Genomic DNA, 23,421 nt, shown 5'->3' on the forward strand with positions numbered 1-23,421 from the left:
AATGGCGATGCCATTCTTTAGGATAGTTTTGTCATACTCTAAAATTTAATTTGGAGGGTATAACAATGAGAAGATTTAATTCAATTAATGAGAGATTAGTTTTTGCGAGTGAGAATAAAACTAATCAAGTTTTAGATAGTTTTGAAACAAATAAAATGGGAATCACGAATGAAACAGTCAAACATCATAGTGATGAATTTGGTAAAAATATTATTACTAAACAAAAAAAAGATTCTATATTAAAAAAAATATTTAACGCTTTTATAAATCCATTTACTGCAATTTTATTAATACTAGCAGTAGTATCTTTATTTACTAATGTGATTTTTGCAGAAACTAGTGAAAAGGATCCAACTACAGTAATCATTATTGTAGTTATGGTAATGATATCTGGAATATTACGCTTTATTCAAGAACAAAGAAGTGGGAGTGCAGCAGAGAAGCTGATTGCAATGATTTCAAATACTACAAATATTAAACGATATGGACAAGAAGCAAAAGAGATTCCAATTGATGAAGTAGTTGTTGGTGATATTGTATATTTGAGCGCAGGAGATATGATTCCTGGAGATTTGAGAATTATTGAAGCTAAAGATTTATTTATTAGCCAAGCAAGTTTAACAGGTGAAAGTGAACCAGTTGAAAAATTCGCAATTGAAACAACTGTAGGGACGAATGTGCTTGAAGCACAAAATCTGGCTTTTATGGGAAGTGATGTAATTAGCGGAAGTGCTGTCGGTGTGGTAATTGCGACAGGTGATGAAACTATGCTGGGAAGAATTTCTGTTGATTTAAATAAAAAGAGAGAATTAACAACTTTTGAAATTGGAATTAATTCTGTATCGTGGCTTTTGATTCGTTTTATGTTAGTTATGGTACCTGTTGTTTTATTTATTAATGGATTTACTAATGGAGATTGGTTAGATGCAAGTTTATTTGCATTAAGTGTTGCTGTAGGTTTGACACCTGAAATGCTTCCGATGATTGTCACAACTAGTCTTGCTAAAGGCTCTCTTGCAATGGCTAAGGAAAAAACTATAATTAAAAATTTAAATTCAATTCAAAATCTTGGTGCTATTGATATTCTTTGCACAGACAAAACAGGAACTTTAACACAAGATGAAGTAATTTTAGAATTTCCTTTAGATGTTCACGGGAAAATTGATTTAAGAGTTTTGCGACATGCATTTTTGAATAGTTATTATCAAACAGGATTAAATAATCTAATGGATAAAGCAATTATTAATAGTACGTTGGCTGAACAAGATAATGATTCGAGCTTAAAAGATTTAACAAACAAATATGAAAAAATTGATGAGATTCCATTTGATTTTCAACGACGAAGAATGTCTGTTATTATTCAGGATCAAGATGGTAAAGTACAGATGGTTACAAAAGGAGCAATTGAAGAAATGCTCAGTGTTTGTAGATATGTTGAGTATCTTGGTAAAGTTTGGCCGTTAACACAAAAATTAGAGAAAATAATTATCAATCAAGTTGAACAACTTAATGAAAAAGGTTTACGGGTCTTGGGAGTGAGTCAAAAAACAGATCAGGATTTAGTACAAAAATGTACCGTTAGTGATGAAAAAGATATGGTTTTAATTGGATATTTAGCTTTTCTAGATCCTGCAAAAGAATCAACAGCCCCAGCGATAAAAGCATTGAAGGAACATGGTGTAGCAACAAAAATTTTGACAGGAGATAATGAAAAAGTAACTAAAGCAATTTGTCAAAAGGTAGGATTGAATGTTGAAAATATTTTATTAGGCCAAGATGTTGCAAAGATGGGCTTGGATAAACTGAAGGAAGTTGTAGAAACAACAACAATTTTTGCAAAATTATCACCGGAACAAAAGGCACTGATTATTAAAGTTTTAAAAGAAAATGGACATAGCGTTGGATATATGGGCGATGGTATTAATGACGCATTAGCTCTAAAGGCAAGCGATGTAGGAATTTCTGTTGATAGTGGAGTAGATATTGCTAAAGAAGCAGCTGATGTAATTTTATTAGACAAAGACTTAATGGTTCTTGAAAAAGGATTGGTTGAAGGCCGCAAAGTTTATGCTAATATGATTAAATATATAAAAATGACGGCCAGTTCTAATTTTGGTAATATGTTTTCAGTTTTAATTGCAAGTGCATTTTTACCATTTTTACCAATGGCACCAATTCAGTTATTGTTGCTAAATTTAATCTATGATATTGCTTGTATAACCTTACCGTTTGACCGTGTTGACGAGGAGTATTTAAAAATCCCTCGAACATGGGAAGCATCATCAATTGGAAGATTTATGTTATGGATGGGACCAATTAGTTCAATTTTTGATATTATGACATATGTATTGATGTTTTATTTTATAGCCCCAATAATGGCTGGAGGAAGTTATCAATCATTAACAAATCCTGATTATTTCATTGCAGTTTTTCAAACGGGCTGGTTTATTGAATCAATGTGGAGCCAAATTCTTGTTATTCATTTAATTAGAACAGCAAAAGTACCATTTATTCAAAGTAAACCTGCCCTATTTGTAACGATTTTTACATTATTATCTGCATTTGTTTTAACGCTTATTCCATTTAGTCACTTAGCTAAAGCAATTGGGCTTACTAGTTTGCCAGCTTATTATTTTGGATTATTAATAATAATTGTTATTTTATATATTGCATTGACAACAGTAGTTAAACGTGTTTATCTAAATAAATATCACGAATGGTTATAAAATGTATGATAAATATGTTATAATCAAGCGGAATAAGGAGTGATTAGATGCGTAATTTTAATTTAGATGATGATTTGAAACGTCATGTTAAACCTGGATTGATAATTTCAGCGTTTACAGTTTTTTTGATATATTTACTTATGAATTTAGGTAATATTTATGGAATGATCAGCACGTTGTTAGGGACGCTGGTATATTTGTTTTATGGGATTATTATTGCATATATTCTTAATCAGCCTATGAAGCTGATTGAAAAACAAATTACAAAATATTGTACAAAAACTAGTTTTTTATATCGAAAAAAAAGAGGTTTATCAATAATTGCAACACTGATACTATTTATTTGTTTAATTGTTTTGATTGCTAGTATCGTAATTCCAAATTTAATAAGCAGTTTAATTTCATTGATCAGTAATACTTCTGCTTTTCTAACATCAGTATTTAATAATATCGATGATATATTTATCTATTTCAATATTGATTTTAGAATGGAAAATATTGCTAGTGTTAAAGATTTAATCAATATGCCTTGGCAAGATATGGTTGGTCAAGCACTAGATATCCTAACTAGAAGTGCTGGGGGAATCATGAATAATGCAACAAATTTTTTATCTACATTTGGAGTAGTATTTACAGGATTTATTTTTTCTCTATATTTGCTTGGAAATAAGGAAACTTTTTTACGACAATTAAGAAAAGCAATTGGAGCACTTTGTGGTTATAAAGTTACTTGTGTAATTTTTGATTATGCACATAAAACTAATGAAGTTTTTTCAAATTTTATCAGTGGTCAATTGGTTGAAGCTTGTATTTTATGGGTGTTGTACTATGTAACTATGAAGCTGTTTAATTTTCCATACCCTGAATTGATTGCTACAATTATTTCAATATTTTCATTTGTTCCATTTTTTGGTCCAATTGCCGCAATGTTTGTAGGTGCAGTCTTAATTTTATCAAAAGATGCTTTGATGGCAATTTGGTTTATGGTATATTTTCAGATTTTATCACAGTTAGAAGATAACTTCATTTATCCGCGTGTTGTTGGAAACTCAGTTGGCTTACCTGGAATTTGGGTTTTATTATCAATTTTTGTTTTCGGTGATTTATTTGGTGTATTTGGAATGGTCATTGCGGTTCCTAGTGCTGCTTGTTTATATTCATTAGCCAGTGAAGTAATTAATATGATTCTAAAGAAGCGGAAGCTAGTTATTACTGAAAATACAATTGAACAAAAATGATTACCTGCATAATTTGCAGGTTTTTGTTTATTTAGATAAAAATAAGAGTTTGTTTAGTTTATTCAAGCAATCAATATGATATAATCATGAAAAGGAGAAAAACGATGGAGTATCTAAAAATTAATTCAATATCTGATAAATTACCTTTAGACGTAATTGTTTCAGCGCCGGAACACCCAAAAGCAATTTTTCAGATTGTTCATGGTATGTGTGAGCATAAAGAGCGTTATTTAGATTTTATTGAATATTTAAATGACTGTGGATATGTTGTTATCATACATGATCATCGTGGACACGGAAAAAGTGTTTTAGATGAAACTGATTTGGGTTATTTTTATGGTGAAGGTGCCCGTGCAATCGTTGAAGATGTTCACCAATTAACTAATTATATTAAGAAAAAATATCCAAATTTACCAGTTTGTTTATTTGGGCATTCAATGGGTTCTTTAGTTGTAAGAAATTATATTCAAAAGTATGATCATGAAATTAATGCATTAATAGTTTGTGGCAGCCCAAGTAAAAATAAATTAGCCGGATTAGGAAAGTTATTATGCAAAGCGATAGCAATGGTCAAGGGGGATAAGTATCATAGTAAACTATTACAGAAAATGTCTTTTGGTGCTTTTAATAAGGGCTTTGATAAGCCAAATGAATGGATTTGCAGTAACAGCCAAGTAGTTGATGAATATAATAATAATCCGCTGTGTACCTTCACATTTAGTGTAAATGGATTTTATAATTTATTAAGTTTAATGCAAAATACATATAAAAATATAGATTATGAAGCAAATAAAAAACTACCAGTCTTATTTATTTCTGGCAAAGAAGATCCTTGCTTGATTAATGAAAAAGCATTTAATAATGCTGTAACTCATTTAAAAAAACAAGGCTATCAACATGTGATTTCAATTTTATTTGAGCATATGCGCCATGAAATTCTCAATGAAAAATATAAGGAAACTGTGTATTCAACGATTACGACTTTTTTAGTTGATACAATGGAGGAAAACGATGCGTAAAAGATGTTTATTAATAATTGATGTTCAAACTGCTTTGACGAGCCAGTATCCAGTAGATGAAAATAAGATGATCGAGCATATTCGAAAACTAATCAGGGTATGTCATAATCAACATCTCGAAATCGTCTATGTTCGTCATCATGATGAGGAATTGATTTTAAATAGTGATGGTTGGCAAATAGATTCACGGATTACTCCGAGACAAGATGATAAAATTTTTGAAAAGGAATATAATAGTGCATTTAAAAATACAAATTTAGATGCATATTTAAAATCACAGGGAATTCAAGATCTGATTATCGTTGGTATGCAAAGTGAATATTGTATTGATACTAGTATTAAAGTAGCATTTGAATTAGGATATAGAGTTATTGTTCCAAAAGATGCTACAACGACTTTTGACAATGATATAATAAGTGGAAAAGTGTTAAAGCAATATTTAGAAGAAAAGATTTGGAAGAATCGATTTGCTCAAGTTATAGAAGTTGATACATTATTAATGATGATAGAATCTAAGTTGGATTTTAAATTTAGTTATGGTAAAAAATCTTTTAAAGATGCAGCTTTAATTCGCCAAGCTGTATTTGTTGAAGAACAAGGCTTTGAAAAGGAGTTTGATAAGCTTGACAATACTGCGTATCATCTGGTGATTTATAAGGATGAGCAGCCGATTGCGGTTGGACGAATGTATTTTAAAGATAAGACAACAATGATCTTAGGAAGAATTGCAGCGATCAAAGAATATCGTGGGCAAAAATTAGGAAGTAAGGTTGTCACTGCTTTAGAGAACAAAGCTCGAGAATTAGGCTGTCTTGAAACTGAGTTGTCAGCTCAACAGCAGGCTCAGAAATTTTATGAAAAATTAGGATATAAACCTGATGGAGATATGTATTATGATGAGTGGTGCCCGCATGTTACAATGAAAAAGATACTTTAAATCTTCTATCATTGACTTATTTAATAAGTTAACTATAATTATGTAAAAAGAGGGATAGAAGATGAATATGAAAGATAAAACAAAGTTGTTTAATATACCAAATTGCTTATGTTATTTTAGAATTTTATTAATACCAGTATTTTTATTTGTGTATTTTAATGCACAATGGCAACATCATTATATTATTGCAGCATTTATTCTTGTGCTTTCAGGTATTAGTGATTGTTTAGATGGTTATATTGCAAGAAAATATAATATGATTACAGATTTTGGAAAATTAATTGATCCGATTGCTGATAAATTAACACAATTTACAATTGCGATTACTTTGTTATTTACATATCCCTTAGCTTGGGTGTTATTAATAATAATTGTATTGAAAGATGGAATGTTAGGAATTGTTGGATTATATTTATATGATTATGGCTTAAAAATAAAAGGAGCTTCATGGTGGGGGAAAATTGCAACAGCTTATTTTTATTTTGTTGTAATAATTCTTATTGGGTATCACATTCCTGATACTTTTGCTAGTCAGTTAATGATTATCACTAGCAGTGCATTAATGTTATTGTCATTTGTGTTATATGCAAAAGAATTGAAACAAATGATTAAGGAAAAGGATAAGCTTGTAGATGAACAAAAGAGAAATTAAAGAAGAATGTTACTTGGATATGCTTGAAGATGAGTTAAATAGTGTCGATGCCGTTTTGAATCATATTGAAAAAGTTGAAATAAAAGAAGGTATCTTTGATGAACATGTTATCCAAAAAGATTTAATTAGAGCATATTTTGATTTAGAATTAGCGTTAGCAAGTTTATGCATTTTACTTAGAAAAATGTCTGAAAACTTGTTTATTCATATTGATGAGGACATACGTCGGGATATTAATAGTATTATTCATTCTAATAAATTTGAATATCATGATCATGATAGAATTTATGTATATTCACAAAAAGGTAAAGAACCTGTAGATTTAAATAATTTATTACGGTTTGCACGTTCTATCCTCTAATCGACAAATTCATTTGATTGCCCTTGCTATGATAATGGGGGTGATTAAAATGGACTTTAGAAAGAATGCGGGAATTGTATTAATTATTTTAGGAATGATTTTAACCATGGATCGAACTAAAGACTTTCAAGGAATAGTATCAACGATTGCATACTATATAAAAGGCTACTGGCCTTTGATTCTCTGTTTTATTGGAATGTACATTTTAAGTTCGCCAAAGAAAAAGAAAAAATGAGGCCTAGATAAATTCTAGACCTTTATTTTTTAACCTAATTTTTCTACTTTATAACCGGCTGCGCTTAACGATGTTATTAATCCTAAATCACCAACAACATGACCTACACCAACGCCGATGAAAACGACTTTATTTTGATTTAAATATTCTATTATTTTAGCTTGCATAGTTTGGTTACGGTCAATTATTAATAATTGTTGATAATTTTGATATTCTTGTTGATATTCACTATCTGGTAGTTCTTGATAGCTGTATATTGTCGCTAATGTATCAAGATCATGATTATAATAACTGTCAAGGATCAATTTTGTACTTTTGATTAATTGTTGTCGATCTTTTAAGGATTCTAAAATTGCGTGAGGTGATTCTTTAGATAATTGTGAAAATAATTGCATCTGAAATTCAATTCCTTCCATTTCTTCAAAAGGAATCCTTTTACTTCTGGTGAGATTAAAAAGGTAAACATCAATGGAGGTGCTATTATTGCCATCTACTTCGTCTAGAATATCAGAGGTTACTAAAGAACTTACTGCCATAGCATTAAATTCATTAACACGGTATTTTTTTAGTGTAGGATAGTTTTCTTTTAATTTAGGAATATAGTTAATCAAATCTAGTTCACCTAAACTGTTTTCTAAAAGATAATTTTGATATTTAGCAGTTTCATTTTGATCTAATGAACATTCTAAAACAATACTTTGACTATCCTTGATTGCTTTTTCGGTAGTTATATCAAGTTTATCAATTTGATCACGACCAGGATGACAGGTTCCTAATAGATAAAGATAGTGATTATTATTGTCACTAATTTTATAGAGATATGGACTGACATCAACAGTTTTAGTAGTTGCTCTTTTATCAATACTACAACCACACAGCATAAAAATGAGTAATAAACATAATAATTTTTTCATAGCATTTCCCCTTTATTATTTATATTATAATTATATAACTATATTATTTATATATCAATATATTATAGAAATATAAAACTATTTTAACTGAAGAGATTTTGTTAGTAAAAAGTTATTAAATTTAGATTATTTCAAGTATTTCTTGTTTGATTATTGTAGTTAAACAAGTTATAATGGTTCATGAAAATGGAGGAATTAGATAATGAAAAAAAGACCAATTGTATTATGTATTTTAGATGGATACGGATTAAGTGAAAGAATTGATGGAAATGCAGTTAAACTTGCAAATACACCAAATATAGATGATTTAGAAATGATTTATCCAACAACAAGAATTAAAGCTTCTGGAATGCCTGTCGGATTACCTGATGGACAAATGGGTAATAGTGAAGTTGGACATTTAAATATTGGAGCTGGAAGAACAGTTTACCAATCATTAACTTTAATCAATAAAGCTGTTGAAGATGGAACATTCTATAAGAATGCTGAATTCTTAAAAGCAATTAATAATGCCAAAGAAAATAATACTAAATTACATATTTGGGGATTATTATCAAATGGTGGAGTGCATTCTTCAAATGAACATATCTATGCCTTATTAAAATTAGCTAAACAAGAAGGTTTAGAAAAAGTATATGTACACGCATTTTTAGATGGTCGTGACGTTGCTCCTGATAGTGGTGCTGATTTTGTTAAAGAATTAGCAGATAAAATTGAAGAAATAGGTGTTGGTGAAATTGCAACTGTATCTGGTAGATATTACGCAATGGATCGTGATAAGAGGTTTGATCGTGTTGAATTAGCGTTTGATGCTATCGTTAATCATAAAGGTGAAAGCTTTGAATGTCCTGTTCAATATGTTAAAGATTCATATGCTAAAGAAACTTATGATGAATTTGTAATTCCTGGATATAATAAAAATGTTGATGGACAAGTAGCTGATGGTGATTCAGTTATCTTTGCAAACTTTAGACCTGACCGTGCGATTCAATTAGCAACAGTGATGACTAATGATGGATTCTATGACCATGCATTTAATAATGTGCCAAAAAATTTAACATTTGTTTGTATGATGAAATATGCAGATAGTGTTAATGGTGCGATTGCTTTTGCTTTACCAAGTTTAACTAATACACTTGGTGATTATTTATCTGCAAAAGGTATGAAACAATTAAGAATTGCAGAAACTGAAAAATATGCTCATGTTACTTTCTTCTTTGATGGTGGTGTTGATAAGGAAATTGAAGGTGCTACTCGAGTGTTAGTAAATTCACCAAAAGTAGCTACTTATGATTTACAACCAGAAATGTCAGCATATGAAGTAAAAGATAAATTAATTGAAGAATTAGATAAAGATATTCACGATGTTGTTATTGTTAACTTTGCAAACTGCGATATGGTTGGACATACAGGAATTATACCAGCAGCAATTAAAGCTGTGAGTGTTGTTGATGAATGTGTAGGTGAAGTATACAATAAAGTTCTTGAATTAGGTGGAACAATGTTAATTACTGCTGACCACGGTAATAGTGAAATGTTGTTAGATGAAGATAATAACCCATTTACAGCGCATACTACAAATGAAGTGCCTTTAATTGTAACAAATTCTCATTTAGAATTAAAAGAGGGTGGAAAATTAGGAGATTTAGCGCCTACGATTTTACAATTATTAGGACTTGAAATTCCAGCTGAAATGGATGGAGAATCTTTACTTAAATAATGAAAAAATTATTAAGTTTAATTGTATGTGTATTAATGATTAGTGGATGCCAAGACGCATCCATTAATCGTATAAAAAAAGACAATAGTTTATCAGGTCTTCATGAAATTACTTATGATGAATTAGAAAACAAATTATCTAGTGATGATACTTTTGTTTTATATATTGGTCGTCCTGATTGCGGAGATTGTAAAGAGTTTCATCCGATTTTAACATCGTATTTAGAGGAAAATAAGGGTACTTATTTATATTATTTAAATATTCAGGCATTTCGTGATGCCGCCATGCAAGAGGGGGCATCTGAAAAAGAAATTGATTTTTATAAAAATATTCGTGAGGAGTTAGATTTTAATTGGACACCAATTTTAAAATTAGTTAATAAAGGTGAAACAATTAGCGAGTATACTTATCTAAGTGAAGAGTATTATGAAATAAAAGATGATACAAAAAAAGCCCAGGCAAAAGAAAAATTTGTGGAAGACTTTAAGACCTGGATGGCAAATATATATGAGTAGGTGATTGCATGAAACAATGTCCACATTGTAAAAAAAATATTCCTGATAGTGCCAAAGTTTGTCCTCATTGTGGTACACGCTTAGAAAAAGGCTATCAACCCATGAAAAGAACAAATACATTTCCTAATTATTTATACGGTATTTTAGCTTTAGTATTGATTTTCTCACCGCTGATTTCATCAATGTTATTTGGTAATTTTTTAGGTGACGGAACTGCAAGTAATACTGTTACTACACCGGATAAAGCAATTACACTAGGTCCACTAGGTGAGGTTAATATTAATAAAGAGGTAACAGAATATCAGTTTGGGAGTTTAAAAGATTTTGATAAACTAGTAACTAATAGTGATAGTTATGTTAAGAAGATCAAGCAGTTAGAAAATGATTTAACTGCAATTACTGATAAGTATGGTAAAACAACGATTGATAAAGATTATGATTTTTATGTAACTGATCAAAATAATGTTTATACAAGTCTGAATTATGATTTAAAGATTGGTAAAAATGAAACAATGTCAATTAGTTTTTCATATGACTTATCAGGAACAACTAATGCTGTTAATATAGGTTATACTATTAACGGCTTTAAAGATTTTGAAGCTATGAAAATCAACGAGCAAAGTTATCCGATGTTAAAAGAAATTGTTAAATTGATTAACGGTGATGATATGTATGTAAGTTTTAATAAAGCTGGAGAGAAGTTTAATCAATTAGAAAATGATTTTAATGAACGAAATGAAAGTATTGGTAATTATGGAATAGGAATCACTCAATCAGAAGATGATACAAAAGTGTCAATGAGAATTCTTTCAAGCGAAGATGGTTATCGATTAAAAATCACATATAAAACTAAAGCTGATATGAATAAATTAGTGGGTAATAGTAAAGGAACTGAATAATCAGTTCCTTTTTTGCTGTGCTGCGCACGACATAAAACTAGGTGATGAAAGCCCGCTGTGGAGGTTTCGTGCTACCAACCACCAGCCAAAGACAAGGCTGCAACATAAACTGTTGTAGTATTATTTTTTGCAAAAGCTAAATATTAAATTTGGACTATGTTATAATTATTGATAAGGAAGTGGTGGGAAGATGAAAAAGAAATATTTAAAAATTGATAATATCCCTGCAGTTATCTGGGGAGCAGGGAGTTCAAAAGTTTTTCTTGCAGTTCATGGGAATAAATCTAATAAAGAAGATATTGTTATAGAAATGCTAGCAAAGACAGCAGTAAATAGAGGATATCAAATAGTTAGTTTTGATTTGCCAAAACATGGGGATCGAGTATATGAAGATACTTTGTGTAATGCACAAAATTGTACAGAGGAATTATTAAAGATATATGACTATGTTAAAGGAAAATATGAAAAGATAAGTTTATGGGCCTGTAGCTTAGGAGCATTTTTTAGTTTATTAGCTTATCAATGTGTTAAATTTAATCAGTGTTTATTTTTATCACCAGTTGTTGATATGCAACGTTTAATTGAAAATATGATGATTTGGTTTGAAATAAATGAAGAAAAATTAAAAGAACAAAAAATGATTGAAACACCTATTGGGGAAACATTGTATTATGACTATTATTGCTATGTTAAAGAACATTCAGTCACCGAATGGAATAGTCAAACAATGATTTTGTATGGTGAAAATGACAATTTATGTGAATATGAATATATAAAGAAATTTGCCAGTCATTTTAATTGTGATTTAAAAATCATGGAAAATGGGGAACACTTTTTTCATCTAAAGAATCAACTAGAGTTTTATCAAAATTGGTTAGAAGAGAAAGTTAAATGAGGTGAAAAAATGAAAAAAATCGCAGTATTAACTTCTGGCGGTGATGCTCCTGGAATGAATGGAGCAATCAGAGCAATTGTCAGAGTAGGAATAAAACATGGATTTGAAGTTTATGGAGTATATGAAGGCTATCGAGGATTAGTAGAGGGTAAAATAGCACGCTTAGGCTATCGAGATGTTTCTGAAATTCTTGCAAAAGGAGGTACTATTTTAGAATCATCACGTCTACCGGAGTTTACTTTAGATGAAGTTCAAGATAGAGCAATAAACAATTTAAAAGAACATGAAATAGATAGTCTTGTTATAATAGGAGGTGATGGCAGTTACCGTGGGGCACAAGCGTTAGCAAAAAAAGGTATAAATTGTATTGGAATACCTGGAACTATTGATAATGATATCAATGGTACTGATGAAACGATTGGTTTTCATACTGCATTATGTAATATTATTGATGCAGTAAATAAATTACGTGATACTTCAAGTTCTCATCATCGTTGTTTTGTAGTTGAAGTAATGGGTAACAATGCAGATAATTTAGCTCTTTATGCAGCTATATCTTGTGGAAGTGAACTTGTTATCACCAATAAGACAGGCTATGATGAAGAGCATGTAATCAAAGAGTTGATTAAGAATGAAATTGTTTATAATAAACGCCATGCAATTGTAATTGCAAGTGAAAAAATTTTAGATGTTGAAAAGCTAGCACAACGAATCAGTGAAGAAACAGGATTTTCAGGTCGCTCGATTGTTTTAGGACATATTCAACGAGGCGGCTCACCGGTGCCGGAAGATCGGATATTAGCTGCAAGGATGGCAAATAAAGCGATAGAACTTCTTCAAGATAATCAAAGCGGTAAGTGTGTATGCCTGCAAGATGGAAAAATTGTGGCGAAAGATATTGAAACAGCGTTACAAGAAGTAAATAAAAGTAATCAAATGCTTTATCAGCTCTTTGATGATTTAGTCTAAACTGTTATAATATGGCTATATATTGGAGGATTTTATGAAAAAAATACTATTTTGTGATATGGACGGAACAATTATTGATTTAGATGGGTTATTATATCCCCCGGATAAAGAGAAAGTGGAAAAGCTTCACCAGGCTGGGCACTTGTTTGCTTTTAATACTGGGAGAAATTATGAAGAAGCATTACGCAGTACAAACAAATTAGATTTATATTATGACTATTTAGTTTTAAATAATGGAGCTCATATTGTTGATCGTAATGATCAAGAATTATTTAAACGAGTTATTTCAAAACAAGCTGGTATTGATATCATAGAACATTGTTTGAAATATGATGATATGTGGATATATTTTTATGATGGAAAAAAGACATTAGGGTATTTGAGAGGTCAAACATATATTTATGATGAGGTAGGACGTAGTATTGTAACGAATGAGCATGATTTTATAAAAGAGTATCCAAATGTTGAGGAGTTTGATATAATAGCGATAAATCAAGACAACCAGCAGATTGATGAAGTTTTAAAGATTCAAAAATATATAGATGAACATTATGCAGATGAAGCGCATGGTACATTAAATATGCATTATTTAGACATTACGCCAAGTGGATGTACGAAAGGAACTGGAATTAGCAATCTAGTTAGTTTACTTAATGAAGATGTTGTAAGTTATGCGATTGGGGACTCGTATAACGATATTAGTATGTTTGAGCACGCGGATCATGGTTACACTTTTAATCGAGCGGATGAACTGATTAAAAAGCATAGTGATAAACAAGTCGATTATTTATCGGAGTTGATTGATGAAATGCTTAAATAAGGGGGAATTATATGAGTTGGCAAGATAAATTGCGCGAGGTTGAACCATATGTAGCAGGGGAACAGCCTAAAATTGTGAATATGATCAAGTTAAATACAAATGAGAATCCTTATGGACCTAGTCCTAAAATTAAGGAAGTATTAACATCTTTGGATATTGATCGTTTAAGGTTATATCCAAACAGTGATGCTGTTGATTTACGTAAAGAATTAGCTAATTATTATGGACTTGAAGAAGAACAAGTATTTTTGGGGAATGGTTCTGATGAGGTACTTGCGTTGATTTTTTTAACGTTCTTTAATGGAAAGGAACCAATTTTATTCCCGGATATTACATATTCTTTTTATCCGGTATATTGTGAATTATATCAAATGGCATATAAACTGGTTAAATTAGACCGTGATTTCAAAATTAATCTTAATGATTTTATGCAGCCTAATAGTGGAATTATTTTTCCAAATCCTAATGCACCAACTGGTTTGTTAGTTGATTTAGATTTTATAGAAACAATATTAAAAAATAACCCTGACAGTATTGTAGTCATTGATGAAGCGTATATTGATTTTGGTGGAACTAGTTGTGTCTCTTTAATTGATAAATATGATAATCTAGTTGTAACACAAACATATTCTAAATCACGTTCTTTAGCTGGAATTAGACTAGGAATAGCTTTAGGAAGTAAAGAGGCAATCAGACATTTGTATGATGTTAAGAATTCATTTAATTCTTATCCAGTTGATTATGTCGCACAACAAATTTGTTTAGCGAGTATCCTTGACGATCAAGATACAAAAGCAAAGTGTGCTAAAGTAATTAAAACAAGAGAAATGACTAAAACAAGATTAAAAGAATTAGGTTTTATTGTACCTGACAGTTATGCAAATTTTGTTTTTGTAAAACATCCTGATGTTGAAGGCCAAGAATTATTTACAGCATTGCGGCAAGTAGGAATAATCGTTCGTCATTGGAATACTAAGCGAATTGATCAATACTTAAGAATTAGTATCGGGACAGATGAAGAAATGGAAAGAATGATAAATTTCTTAGAAGAATATTTAAATAAATAAAAATAGATGGCACGCCATCTATTTTTATTATAGCTTTTTATATGTTTGTTTTCCATTTCTAATGTAAACATAATTATCGTTTGTTGATAATTCTTCATGATATATATAGCCATCAAACGTTAGACGTTTTAAGCTATCAAGATCACTAATCTTATTTTTAACCATTAAATCAAGCATTTTTCCCCGAGCTTGTTTGACATACATTGAATTGCGTACCATTTTACCTGCTTTATCTTCAACAAAGTCAATGTTTATGATATGGGGATGTGATAGCATCTTAGTAAATTCTTTAGAGGCTAGGGAAATAATATAGTCTTCATTTTTAAAATAATTATCAATTTCATCTTGCCAAAATTGATATAAATTAAAATCAATCTTCATAATCATATCTAAACGATATGGGGTTATTGCACTATTGTATTTCAAGATGCCATAATAAGCCGATAAAATATTTAAATACTGTTCTAAGTATACAAAATCGTCTGCATCATAGTCTTTCAAACTAAGCTGTTTAAAAACAGTACCTTGATAGCAGTATAGTGCAGGAACCGCAGTATATTCATTGTGGAAATAACTATAGACAGTATCCGCCATTTTAAAAGATATTTTCATTATGTCATGGAGTTGATCAAGATTAAATTTCATTAAATAATTATGTAGCTGTGTAGTCTTGTCTTTAAATAAGATATCTGTAGTTTCAATATTTACTTGTTTTGTTTTCATCACCTTTGCCGGTGCGATAATAATTTTCATTTTAATCACCAAGATTATTATATCGTATTTCAACAAAATATGATATACTTAACCGTGGTGATGAAAGAATGAATAATACAATTATAATTGATAAGATTTTGATTCATATGTTGGATTTGGAACATAGTAAAATTATTTACTCAGATACATTTATTAATTTAACTGAAGGAACAACTGAGTATTATGATAAAAAAATTGAAAAATGTTTAGAAAATTCTGGGATTAAAGAATTGGTAACCGGTAGTGAGCATCACTTATTACAAGCTGGTAAAAAAATGATTGAAAGTAATGAGGCGTTTAAAGAAGAATCGATTAAAATAACGCAAGATTTATTTGATTTATGTACAAAAATTGAAGAAATGCCAAATGCTAATTTAATGTTTGTAGAATTAAAAGTAGATGGTAAGAAATTTGTTTTAATTATTAAGTTAAACTATAAAACTATGCCAATGAGTTTAATTGAAGAAAATGATGGTATACGTAGTATTAGATTTATTAATCAACAAATTTTACCAAATAAAACAACAGCTGTTGAAGAAGCAATTATTATCAATGTTGAAGATAATATTTTGTCGATTATTGAAAAACGTTATATGATTGATGGGAAACCAGGATATTACTTGAATGAACAATATATTAAAGGTGAACCAAAATTAACAGATAAACAAAAAATGAGTATTGTTAATAAAGTTGTAAAGAAAGTTGACAGTGAATATAATGTTGTTGAAGGGGATCCCCTACCATTAGTAAAAAAAGAACTTGTTGATTTAGTAATGGATCATCGTCCGGTAAAACCGATGGAATTGGCTAAAAAAGTTATGGGAAACGACTATAATGCAACTGAAGAGGTTGAATTAATTATGCGCGATCTGGGAATTGAAGAAGATGATGAAATTGTCAACGTGCCAGTATCGCTAGATCGGATGTCACGTTGTAAATTAGTTTTAGATGATGATCGAATTATTGAATTAAATGTTGAGGATTATCTTGAAGGTGTAGATATCGTCAAGGAAATGGATGAGGGCGGTATGACGCGAATCATCTTAAAGAATATTAAAGATATTGTTGTGAAATAAAAATGGGTTACGGATAACCCATTTTTAAATAGTTACATATTTATTAATATATAGATAATAAACGATTGCCTGGATATTAGCTTGTGGGAAAACACGAGCTAATATTTTTTTGTAATAATCCATTTGCGGCTTATGTAAAGAAATCAGTATTTCTTTACTAGTGTTTTTATTCAAATTATCAGTCTTATAATCGATAATTGTTATTTGATTATCTTTAATACAGACAACATCAAAAATTCCATGAATAATTTGTCCGTTTTCAAGCATAGAAAATTCTTTTTCACGATAAAGATAGTCAGCATTAACCATTAACTGATAAACTGGGCTAGTAATAAAGTTTTCAAGATGTTGTTGATATTTATCAATTAATTGCCAGGCTTCATTGTCATAAAGGTTTGCTTGTTTGAGTTTATTTAAGTTATCTGATAAATCTAAATGAACGTCAATATCAAGATGTTCAAGCACACTATGAATAATTGTTCCACGTGTTCCAGCATCAACTGGGGAATCATCAAGCTCATAACTTATATCCTTAAAACTTCTATCGCCATCTTCAATTTTACGAGTTACAGCAATGGATTTTTCTAGGTTAGTTGGGTATGGATATTCAAAATTACTATATCGATGATAGCTGCTTAAGTCAAGAATAGTATCACTTTTATTTGAAACGATAATTTGTTCTTCAACATCATGATGACTAAGAATCTTGATAGAAAATTTACTATGTTTAGTATTTTCTTGAATTAAATGCTTATTTTGATGAATCAAAATAGTTTGAAAATTTTGTTTTATTTCATTAACAAGATCATCTGTTTGATCATGGTCTAGGAGTTCTTTTTTTAGACCTTGATTAATAATATTACTGTGACTCATTAAAGAAATTCCTAACCAATCTAAATAGCTATTTTGCTTACGTGCATTATGATAAAGAATTACTTTATCTTTACAACGTGGATTTATCATTGAATCTTCACTATTATTAATTACATATTTTTGCCATTTGATAAGATCTTGGGGTTCCTTAATTAAGCCAGTCATAATTAGTTTTTGTGAAGCTCTAGTCAATGCAACATAAAAAATTCGCATTTCTTCGTTGATTGCTTCACTAGTCTGTGCTGTTGCAATTACTTTTCGATATTTATTTTCGTATTCAACAATAACGTCTTGATAGGGTTCTAAATCACATTTTACTCGCGGTTTGATCGCAATTCCTAATTTTTTATCACTAATGATTCGTTCTCGGGCATCTTGCTGATTAAATTTATTTTGCATATTAGAAACAAAAACAATTGGAAACTCCAATCCTTTAGATTTATGGATAGTCATAAAAGAAACAACATTATCATCATTACTTGAAACCATTGCGGGAGAGAGATTGACTCCATTATTGATCATATCATCAAATTTAGTAGTTATTGTATTTAAAGAATCATCATGCATTTCATCTAACTTTTGAATCATTAATTCAATATTTGCAACTCGTTGAGGACCATTGACTAATGAAGCTAAGAAAGGTAAATAATTACTATCCTCAAGGAATTTCATCAAACTTTCTTTAATAGAATGACTATTAAAATAGTTTCGCATATCTTGATAATAATTTATAAATGTTTCTAAAGCTTCATAATTATCTAATTTTTTTTCAAGATAATTAATACAATTATCAAACATTGAGATAGTTTCATCAATTTTAATTTGCGCTAAAAAATTCTCACTAAAATGACTTATTACATAATTGCCCTTTAGTAAACTTGTAAAGGCGATGTCATCAAGGCGATTATTAAAAGCTTTTAAAACATTAACGAGATTAATTATTTCTGGAGCTTGTAAAAAACCTTGAGATAAAACAATATGACTAGGAATATTAAATTTATTAAATATCTTTTTAAAAGCTATAAAGCTGCGAGTACTACGCATTAAAACAACAATATCTTTATAATCTGCCAGTCTTTTTGTGCCGTTAAAATTATCTAATTCTAAGTGACCAATCATATCCTGAATTTTTTTAGCAACAATTTTTGCTTCTAATTCAGCATCATTGCTTATAGTACCAGTTTGATATGATAGGATGACTTCGCTAGTAAAGCGTGCTTCTTCATCAAGACGTTGTGATGCTTTGGCGGTGACTTCTGGCAAATCTTCTAATTCTTTTGCACCTTCTTTACGTAAAAAATCATAATTCAATTTGGCACTTTCATCTAAGTAATAATCAAGACCGCCAATATCCTTATCCATGATTTGATTAAAAATATAATTGACACTGTCAAGGACAATTTTATTTGATCGGTAATTAAATTTTAAGTCAATACGTTTAGTTTTAGGTAGTAGATTAAAAGTAAGATATTTCTCATTAAAAATTTCCGGGTCAGCCTCTCTAAAACGATAAATCGATTGTTTCATATCTCCAACCATAAAGCGATTGATCTTGGGTTCATGAAGATCTGCAATTTTATTAATTAGAGTTTCTTGAATCTGATTAGTATCTTGGTATTCATCGATCATGATCTCTTTTAATTGTTGGTATAGAAGTGTAACAATTCCGTATTTGGGTTCTAGTAATTCTAATGCATTAGCTTCAAGATCATTGAAATCTAAAAGATTATGAGCTAGCTTATAATCTTGGTAGGCCTGTTTAAACTGTTTTAAATAAGTAATTAATTTTTCTAAAGGCTCTAAAGAGGTTGATAAAGTTAATTTAAACTCATCAAAATCATCGTATACGATATCATTAAATTTATCGCGATAAAATTTGATGATATTATTTTTAAGACGATTATATTCTTTTTTATAAAGTTCATTATCCTCATTAAATAAACCTCTACTATCATAACTTTTCATCAAACTAGCTTTACTAGCGGTAATGATATTCGTCATGTTTTTACTTTCTATTGCCTTGATGACATCGAAGTAATATTTTAAATGACAATCATATGGGCTTGGTAAATCTGCTTTCTTAGGCTTATCACCAAAGGGATTTTGATAGTAAAAAGACAAATTATGGGAACTGGCATAACTAGCTAATTCATAAACCTTATTCAATCCCATAGTAGCTTGTTGATGTAATAGTTCGATAATTTTATTACTGATAGGCCAATTGTTTATAGCATCATCATCGTTGTTAATAATGTGATAATAAATATCTTTTTTGACTGTATCAATATAATTATCAAAGTCATAAATAGTATTGCTTAAATTTTCAAATTTGAAAATAGCGTTCTTAAAGCTGTTAAAATAGTATTCTGGAAAATAAGTACTGATAAAATCAATAAATGTTTGATCTTCTGCCCATGTTTCAATACAGTTATCGAGAATTTGGTGTTTGTTGAGTGAAGGATCAGTGCAAATATCAAATTTACTATTAAGGTTGATCAAATATCCATATTGTTTCAAAAGAGTACTGCAAAAACCATGGAAATTAGTAATATAAGCTTTGGGTAATAATTGCTTTTGCTTTAATAAATGTTGTTCCAATGGCTTATTGATATCTTCTTGAAGACGTTCATCTAATGCAACTTGAAGACGTTGTTTCATTTCAAGAGCGGCTGCATTAGTAAAGGTTAAGACAAGCAGTTGATCGACATTATAACCATCATCTTCAATTAAAGCCATGATTCGATTAACAAGAATTTTAGTTTTCCCTGAACCAGCTGGAGCTGAAACAAGAATGGAACATCCGCGGGTTACGACAGCTTCATACTGACCATCATTTAAAGAATTAATTGGCATCGCTATTATCCTCCTCAAGCAAGTGTTCTAAATTATTACTGTCAACTAAAGTATATTCATTATAGAAGACATCGAAATTACATAGACTACGATAGTTACAGTAAGTACATGGATTAACTTTAGTGAAGACTGTAGCATCATCACTACCTTTAGGATTAATTCCAATATTTCCGTTTGCTAATTCATGATATAAATTTTCGATATGTTGACTAACATAATCAATTAAACGTTCAAAAGAGAAACTACTTAAAATATTTCCTTTGTAACAGTCATCCTTTTTAACAAATTTTGCTTTAATGATTGCTGAATCTTTATCAATATTGTTATCAACTTCTTCGACTACTTCACTATTAACATAACCATTCATTCGATATAATTTGAAAAAGTTTTCACTAAGTTCAGATTCATTGATTTTTAAAGAACTAGTAAGGATTCTTTTTTTAGTATTAAAGTATAACAAAGCACCTTTATCAAGTTTTTTTTGTTTTGTTAAAGTATCTAAATATAAGAGCATTTGAATATTAAAACCTTGAATTGCCAAAGAAAGGTCAAGGTCTTTGTTACTTGACTTATAATCAATAATCTTTAAATATTGATTATATTGATCTACTCGATCAACTATACCGCTAAATTTAAAATCAGGATAATTCCGATAGATATCAACTTCACTACCAACAATATAAAAATCAGATGCTTTCATTTGGTTGATAAGAACGATTACAGTATTAACTAGATCATGTTTGACCGTTTTAATAATATAGTTATTAGTACCGTAATTTAAGCGCTCAGTTAAACCATGTTCATTTAAATATTGCTCGACATGCTGGTTAATAACTGTTTCTAAATCATCGACTTCAGCTTTACTAGCAGTAATATTGTCAGTAAAGAGGGCTTGAGTTTTTTCAAGTACGTAATGGATGATCGTACCAATTTCATTTATTTGAAAAAGCGGTTGTTTAAAAGGGTATAATTTTAATCCATATTGATTAAAATATTTGTATGGGCAACCATTGTAAGTTTCCAGCTTACTTGCTGAGAGATGATTCGAAAATAGTGGAACAGTTAATTTATCTGGTTGGTTATTAGTTTGTATATAGTGCTTAATCATTGTATTTAGTGATGATAATTCAATATCCTTACCACCATGTAGATATAAATTGGTTTTCAGGCTATAGTGATAATAGTCATTATTTATATCAATATTTGAAATTTTAAACATTTGTTTTAATTGGTTATACAAAGAAGATTTTAATAGCGGTTGACCATCAATTGTTCCATTACTAAAACATATTGCTGTAAATTCAGTTTGGCTGTTTAAGACTTTTAGAATATTATTTTGATCAACACTAATTTGATGATTTAAATCAGGTAATTGTAGAATTTGATAGTCTTGATCTAGTAATATTCCAGTATCTTTATTTTGTTTTGGAACAACAGTTTCATTGACACCAACCAAATAGATTTTTTTGCATTCTAAGATACCGCTGTAACATTGTTGATAATTTAATAAATATAAATGATCATTACATGGTTTGATATCTTCTTTTAAAGACGGTTTTAATTGGTTTACTAAACTATAAAAGTCGGCAAGTGTAAAGGACTGGGGACTTGTTAAATTAGTGAAGAAGTTTATTAGCATTGTCTGATTTTGTGAAAAAAGCATTTCTTGATTAATAAAATTAATCATTACTGATGAATAATCATCTAGTGATTGCGCTTTTTCAAAGTTATATAGGGTGCTAAAGGGATCTTCAATATAACCTTTTTCAAGATAATTTTTCTTAATCAAATCAAGATAGTCAAAGTCATTATATCGACTTAAAACTTTAGTATCCAATAAATCTAAAAGATCATTATTATCATGATTTAAACAGTATCTAATCCATAATAAACAAGCATCCAATTCTTTGAATATTAAGCTTTTTTTAATATTATGGGGAATCTTAAAATTATTTAGAGTATCAACTAATAAGGTTAAATATTCTTGGTTGGGGTAATAGATAGCATAATCGTGATAGTGCGTGTGATTATCTACAATATCTTGATAAATATTTAATACTACACTTTCAATTTGAGCTTTTGGTGTAGTCTGAATAATTGTATGTAGTGGTGTATGATTTTCATACTTTGGTGATCGTAATGAAAATAAGTATTTATTGAGATGGCTCAAATAAGGATTATCATTTTCAAAGACGTTTTTTTGATCACCATGATATTTATTAAAAGGTTTATTCAAATCACGTGAATCGCTACTATTATTAACCAAAATTGTTACATCATTATAAAGTGATATTTTTTTTATTAGTTCAAAGCGACGTTGTTTGAAAATTTGTTCACTAATAAAAATATAATGATCTTCAACATTAGAATTATCAATTTGTTCAAATAATAGTTCTTCATATTTGTAACATGTATTATTAGGTAATGAAGTAGTTAGCTGCTGGTAGAGTCCGATAATTGTTGCAATTTTTTGTTTCGCTAGGGGGGGCAGCTGCTCTAACTCTGAATTACTAAAACTTTCAAGAAAGAAAAGATCGAAAATATCAATCAATTCATAGATTAAATCCATTTTACTATTAGTATTGAATAAGTTATTAGAATTTTCAATAAGTTGTTTTGTTATTAGGATTTTATCTAATTTGGATAGTTCTTGATAAGAGTATAGTTGATAATGCTCTAATAATTTTTTGATCAAATCATTGTATGTAATGATTCTAATATTAAAAAGTGTATCAGTATATTTAAAAAAAGCTTCTTCAAAATATAATGGATCGTCAACAATAAAATAATAATTTATAAAAGGATTTTTCTGAGCTTGATTAATGTGATTGATAATTGTATTTTTTATTTTTAAACTATAGTCTAAACCATGTAATGTTTTCATTGGTAAACCTCCATA

General features: G+C 29.5%; 19 protein-coding genes. 15 read left to right on the forward strand and 4 right to left on the reverse strand.

The window, feature by feature from the left end; all coding sequences use genetic code 11:
- Window positions 1–65: 65 nt before the first annotated feature.
- The 7 genes from mgtA to KTF99_RS09000 all read left to right on the forward strand — a co-directional run bounded on the left by mgtA (window position 66) and on the right by KTF99_RS09000 (window position 7,168).
- Window positions 66–2,726 (forward strand): magnesium-translocating P-type ATPase, encoded by a 2,661-nt coding sequence (gene mgtA / locus KTF99_RS08970; RefSeq protein WP_029481543.1) that lies wholly within the window; start codon window positions 66–68, stop codon window positions 2,724–2,726.
- A gap of 47 nt (window positions 2,727–2,773) precedes the next feature.
- Complete coding sequence (locus KTF99_RS08975; RefSeq protein WP_003534678.1) at window positions 2,774–3,964, forward strand: AI-2E family transporter; 1,191 nt, start codon at window positions 2,774–2,776, stop codon at window positions 3,962–3,964.
- Window positions 3,965–4,068: 104 nt separating this feature from the next.
- Window positions 4,069–4,983, forward strand: a complete 915-nt coding sequence (locus KTF99_RS08980; RefSeq protein WP_008791933.1) for an alpha/beta fold hydrolase — start codon at window positions 4,069–4,071, stop codon at window positions 4,981–4,983.
- Window positions 4,976–5,920 (forward strand): isochorismatase family protein, encoded by a 945-nt coding sequence (locus KTF99_RS08985; protein WP_029481541.1) that lies wholly within the window; start codon window positions 4,976–4,978, stop codon window positions 5,918–5,920. Before KTF99_RS08980 ends, KTF99_RS08985 begins: the two co-directional genes overlap by 8 nt.
- Window positions 5,921–5,981: 61 nt before the next feature.
- A complete protein-coding gene (locus KTF99_RS08990) occupies window positions 5,982–6,572 on the forward strand; it encodes a CDP-alcohol phosphatidyltransferase family protein (protein ID WP_003534672.1) in 591 nt (196 codons plus the stop codon).
- Complete coding sequence (locus KTF99_RS08995) at window positions 6,553–6,933, forward strand: hypothetical protein (protein WP_008791931.1); 381 nt, start codon at window positions 6,553–6,555, stop codon at window positions 6,931–6,933. The genes KTF99_RS08990 and KTF99_RS08995 overlap by 20 nt, the downstream gene beginning before the upstream one ends.
- 49 nt (window positions 6,934–6,982) lie before the next feature.
- Window positions 6,983–7,168, forward strand: a complete 186-nt coding sequence (locus tag KTF99_RS09000; protein WP_008791930.1) for a LiaF transmembrane domain-containing protein — start codon at window positions 6,983–6,985, stop codon at window positions 7,166–7,168.
- A 29-nt stretch (window positions 7,169–7,197) separates the two neighbouring features.
- Here KTF99_RS09000 and KTF99_RS09005 read toward each other — a convergent pair whose 3' ends face one another.
- Window positions 7,198–8,082, reverse strand: a complete 885-nt coding sequence (locus KTF99_RS09005) for a TraB/GumN family protein (RefSeq protein WP_029481539.1) — start codon at window positions 8,080–8,082, stop codon at window positions 7,198–7,200.
- Between the two features lie 202 nt (window positions 8,083–8,284).
- Between KTF99_RS09005 and gpmI the strand changes: the two genes are divergently transcribed.
- The 7 genes from gpmI (at window position 8,285) to hisC (ending at window position 14,967) form a co-directional block, all read left to right on the forward strand.
- The gene (gene gpmI / locus KTF99_RS09010; RefSeq protein ID WP_003534668.1) at window positions 8,285–9,802 is read left to right on the forward strand and encodes a 2,3-bisphosphoglycerate-independent phosphoglycerate mutase; all 1,518 of its coding nucleotides are present in this window, start codon (window positions 8,285–8,287) and stop codon (window positions 9,800–9,802) included.
- A complete protein-coding gene (locus KTF99_RS09015) occupies window positions 9,802–10,317 on the forward strand; it encodes a thioredoxin family protein (RefSeq protein WP_008791928.1) in 516 nt (171 codons plus the stop codon). Before gpmI ends, KTF99_RS09015 begins: the two co-directional genes overlap by 1 nt.
- A gap of 8 nt (window positions 10,318–10,325) precedes the next feature.
- A complete protein-coding gene (locus tag KTF99_RS09020) occupies window positions 10,326–11,216 on the forward strand; it encodes a zinc ribbon domain-containing protein (protein WP_003534663.1) in 891 nt (296 codons plus the stop codon).
- A 190-nt stretch (window positions 11,217–11,406) separates the two neighbouring features.
- On the forward strand, window positions 11,407–12,111 hold the full coding sequence (locus KTF99_RS09025; RefSeq protein ID WP_003534662.1) for an alpha/beta hydrolase: 705 nt from the start codon (window positions 11,407–11,409) through the stop codon (window positions 12,109–12,111).
- Window positions 12,112–12,120: 9 nt separating this feature from the next.
- Window positions 12,121–13,080, forward strand: a complete 960-nt coding sequence (gene pfkA, locus KTF99_RS09030) for a 6-phosphofructokinase (RefSeq protein WP_009299678.1) — start codon at window positions 12,121–12,123, stop codon at window positions 13,078–13,080.
- A 34-nt stretch (window positions 13,081–13,114) separates the two neighbouring features.
- Window positions 13,115–13,900 (forward strand): HAD-IIB family hydrolase, encoded by a 786-nt coding sequence (locus tag KTF99_RS09035; RefSeq protein WP_003534659.1) that lies wholly within the window; start codon window positions 13,115–13,117, stop codon window positions 13,898–13,900.
- A gap of 11 nt (window positions 13,901–13,911) precedes the next feature.
- Entirely contained in the window at window positions 13,912–14,967 is a 1,056-nt protein-coding gene (gene hisC, locus KTF99_RS09040) for a histidinol-phosphate transaminase (protein ID WP_003534657.1), read from the forward strand.
- A 27-nt stretch (window positions 14,968–14,994) separates the two neighbouring features.
- Here hisC and KTF99_RS09045 read toward each other — a convergent pair whose 3' ends face one another.
- The gene (locus KTF99_RS09045; RefSeq protein ID WP_003534656.1) at window positions 14,995–15,720 is read right to left on the reverse strand and encodes a YaaA family protein; all 726 of its coding nucleotides are present in this window, start codon (window positions 15,718–15,720) and stop codon (window positions 14,995–14,997) included.
- Window positions 15,721–15,788: 68 nt separating this feature from the next.
- On the opposite strand from KTF99_RS09045, the gene KTF99_RS09050 reads away from it, so the two are divergent.
- Window positions 15,789–16,796 carry a nucleoid-associated protein gene (locus KTF99_RS09050; RefSeq protein WP_003534654.1) on the forward strand — a complete coding sequence of 336 codons (1,008 nt, stop codon included), beginning with the start codon at window positions 15,789–15,791 and terminating at the stop codon, window positions 16,794–16,796.
- Window positions 16,797–16,820: 24 nt separating this feature from the next.
- Here the strand turns inward: KTF99_RS09050 and KTF99_RS09055 are convergent, their stop codons facing one another.
- A complete protein-coding gene (locus KTF99_RS09055) occupies window positions 16,821–20,522 on the reverse strand; it encodes a UvrD-helicase domain-containing protein (RefSeq protein WP_217215531.1) in 3,702 nt (1,233 codons plus the stop codon).
- Window positions 20,512–23,406: a PD-(D/E)XK nuclease family protein gene (locus KTF99_RS09060; protein ID WP_195613965.1), complete on the reverse strand. Its 2,895-nt coding sequence runs from the start codon at window positions 23,404–23,406 to the stop codon at window positions 20,512–20,514. Before KTF99_RS09060 ends, KTF99_RS09055 begins: the two co-directional genes overlap by 11 nt.
- Window positions 23,407–23,421 lie beyond the last annotated feature (15 nt).

This window comes from Erysipelatoclostridium sp. MSK.7.34, from assembly GCF_019041935.1.
GTDB lineage: Bacteria > Bacillota_I > Bacilli_A > Erysipelotrichales > Coprobacillaceae > Thomasclavelia > Thomasclavelia ramosa.

Coding starts and splice junctions, on each gene's coding strand:
- mgtA (WP_029481543.1), top strand. CDS start 66: ATGAGAAGATTTAATTCAATTAATGAGAGATTAGTTTTTGCGAGTGAG.
- KTF99_RS08975 (WP_003534678.1), top strand. CDS start 2,774: ATGCGTAATTTTAATTTAGATGATGATTTGAAACGTCATGTTAAACCT.
- KTF99_RS08980 (WP_008791933.1), top strand. CDS start 4,069: ATGGAGTATCTAAAAATTAATTCAATATCTGATAAATTACCTTTAGAC.
- KTF99_RS08985 (WP_029481541.1), top strand. CDS start 4,976: ATGCGTAAAAGATGTTTATTAATAATTGATGTTCAAACTGCTTTGACG.
- KTF99_RS08990 (WP_003534672.1), top strand. CDS start 5,982: ATGAATATGAAAGATAAAACAAAGTTGTTTAATATACCAAATTGCTTA.
- KTF99_RS08995 (WP_008791931.1), top strand. CDS start 6,553: ATGAACAAAAGAGAAATTAAAGAAGAATGTTACTTGGATATGCTTGAA.
- KTF99_RS09000 (WP_008791930.1), top strand. CDS start 6,983: ATGGACTTTAGAAAGAATGCGGGAATTGTATTAATTATTTTAGGAATG.
- KTF99_RS09005 (WP_029481539.1), bottom strand. CDS start 8,082: ATGAAAAAATTATTATGTTTATTACTCATTTTTATGCTGTGTGGTTGT.
- gpmI (WP_003534668.1), top strand. CDS start 8,285: ATGAAAAAAAGACCAATTGTATTATGTATTTTAGATGGATACGGATTA.
- KTF99_RS09015 (WP_008791928.1), top strand. CDS start 9,802: ATGAAAAAATTATTAAGTTTAATTGTATGTGTATTAATGATTAGTGGA.
- KTF99_RS09020 (WP_003534663.1), top strand. CDS start 10,326: ATGAAACAATGTCCACATTGTAAAAAAAATATTCCTGATAGTGCCAAA.
- KTF99_RS09025 (WP_003534662.1), top strand. CDS start 11,407: ATGAAAAAGAAATATTTAAAAATTGATAATATCCCTGCAGTTATCTGG.
- pfkA (WP_009299678.1), top strand. CDS start 12,121: ATGAAAAAAATCGCAGTATTAACTTCTGGCGGTGATGCTCCTGGAATG.
- KTF99_RS09035 (WP_003534659.1), top strand. CDS start 13,115: ATGAAAAAAATACTATTTTGTGATATGGACGGAACAATTATTGATTTA.
- hisC (WP_003534657.1), top strand. CDS start 13,912: ATGAGTTGGCAAGATAAATTGCGCGAGGTTGAACCATATGTAGCAGGG.
- KTF99_RS09045 (WP_003534656.1), bottom strand. CDS start 15,720: ATGAAAATTATTATCGCACCGGCAAAGGTGATGAAAACAAAACAAGTA.
- KTF99_RS09050 (WP_003534654.1), top strand. CDS start 15,789: ATGAATAATACAATTATAATTGATAAGATTTTGATTCATATGTTGGAT.
- KTF99_RS09055 (WP_217215531.1), bottom strand. CDS start 20,522: ATGCCAATTAATTCTTTAAATGATGGTCAGTATGAAGCTGTCGTAACC.
- KTF99_RS09060 (WP_195613965.1), bottom strand. CDS start 23,406: ATGAAAACATTACATGGTTTAGACTATAGTTTAAAAATAAAAAATACA.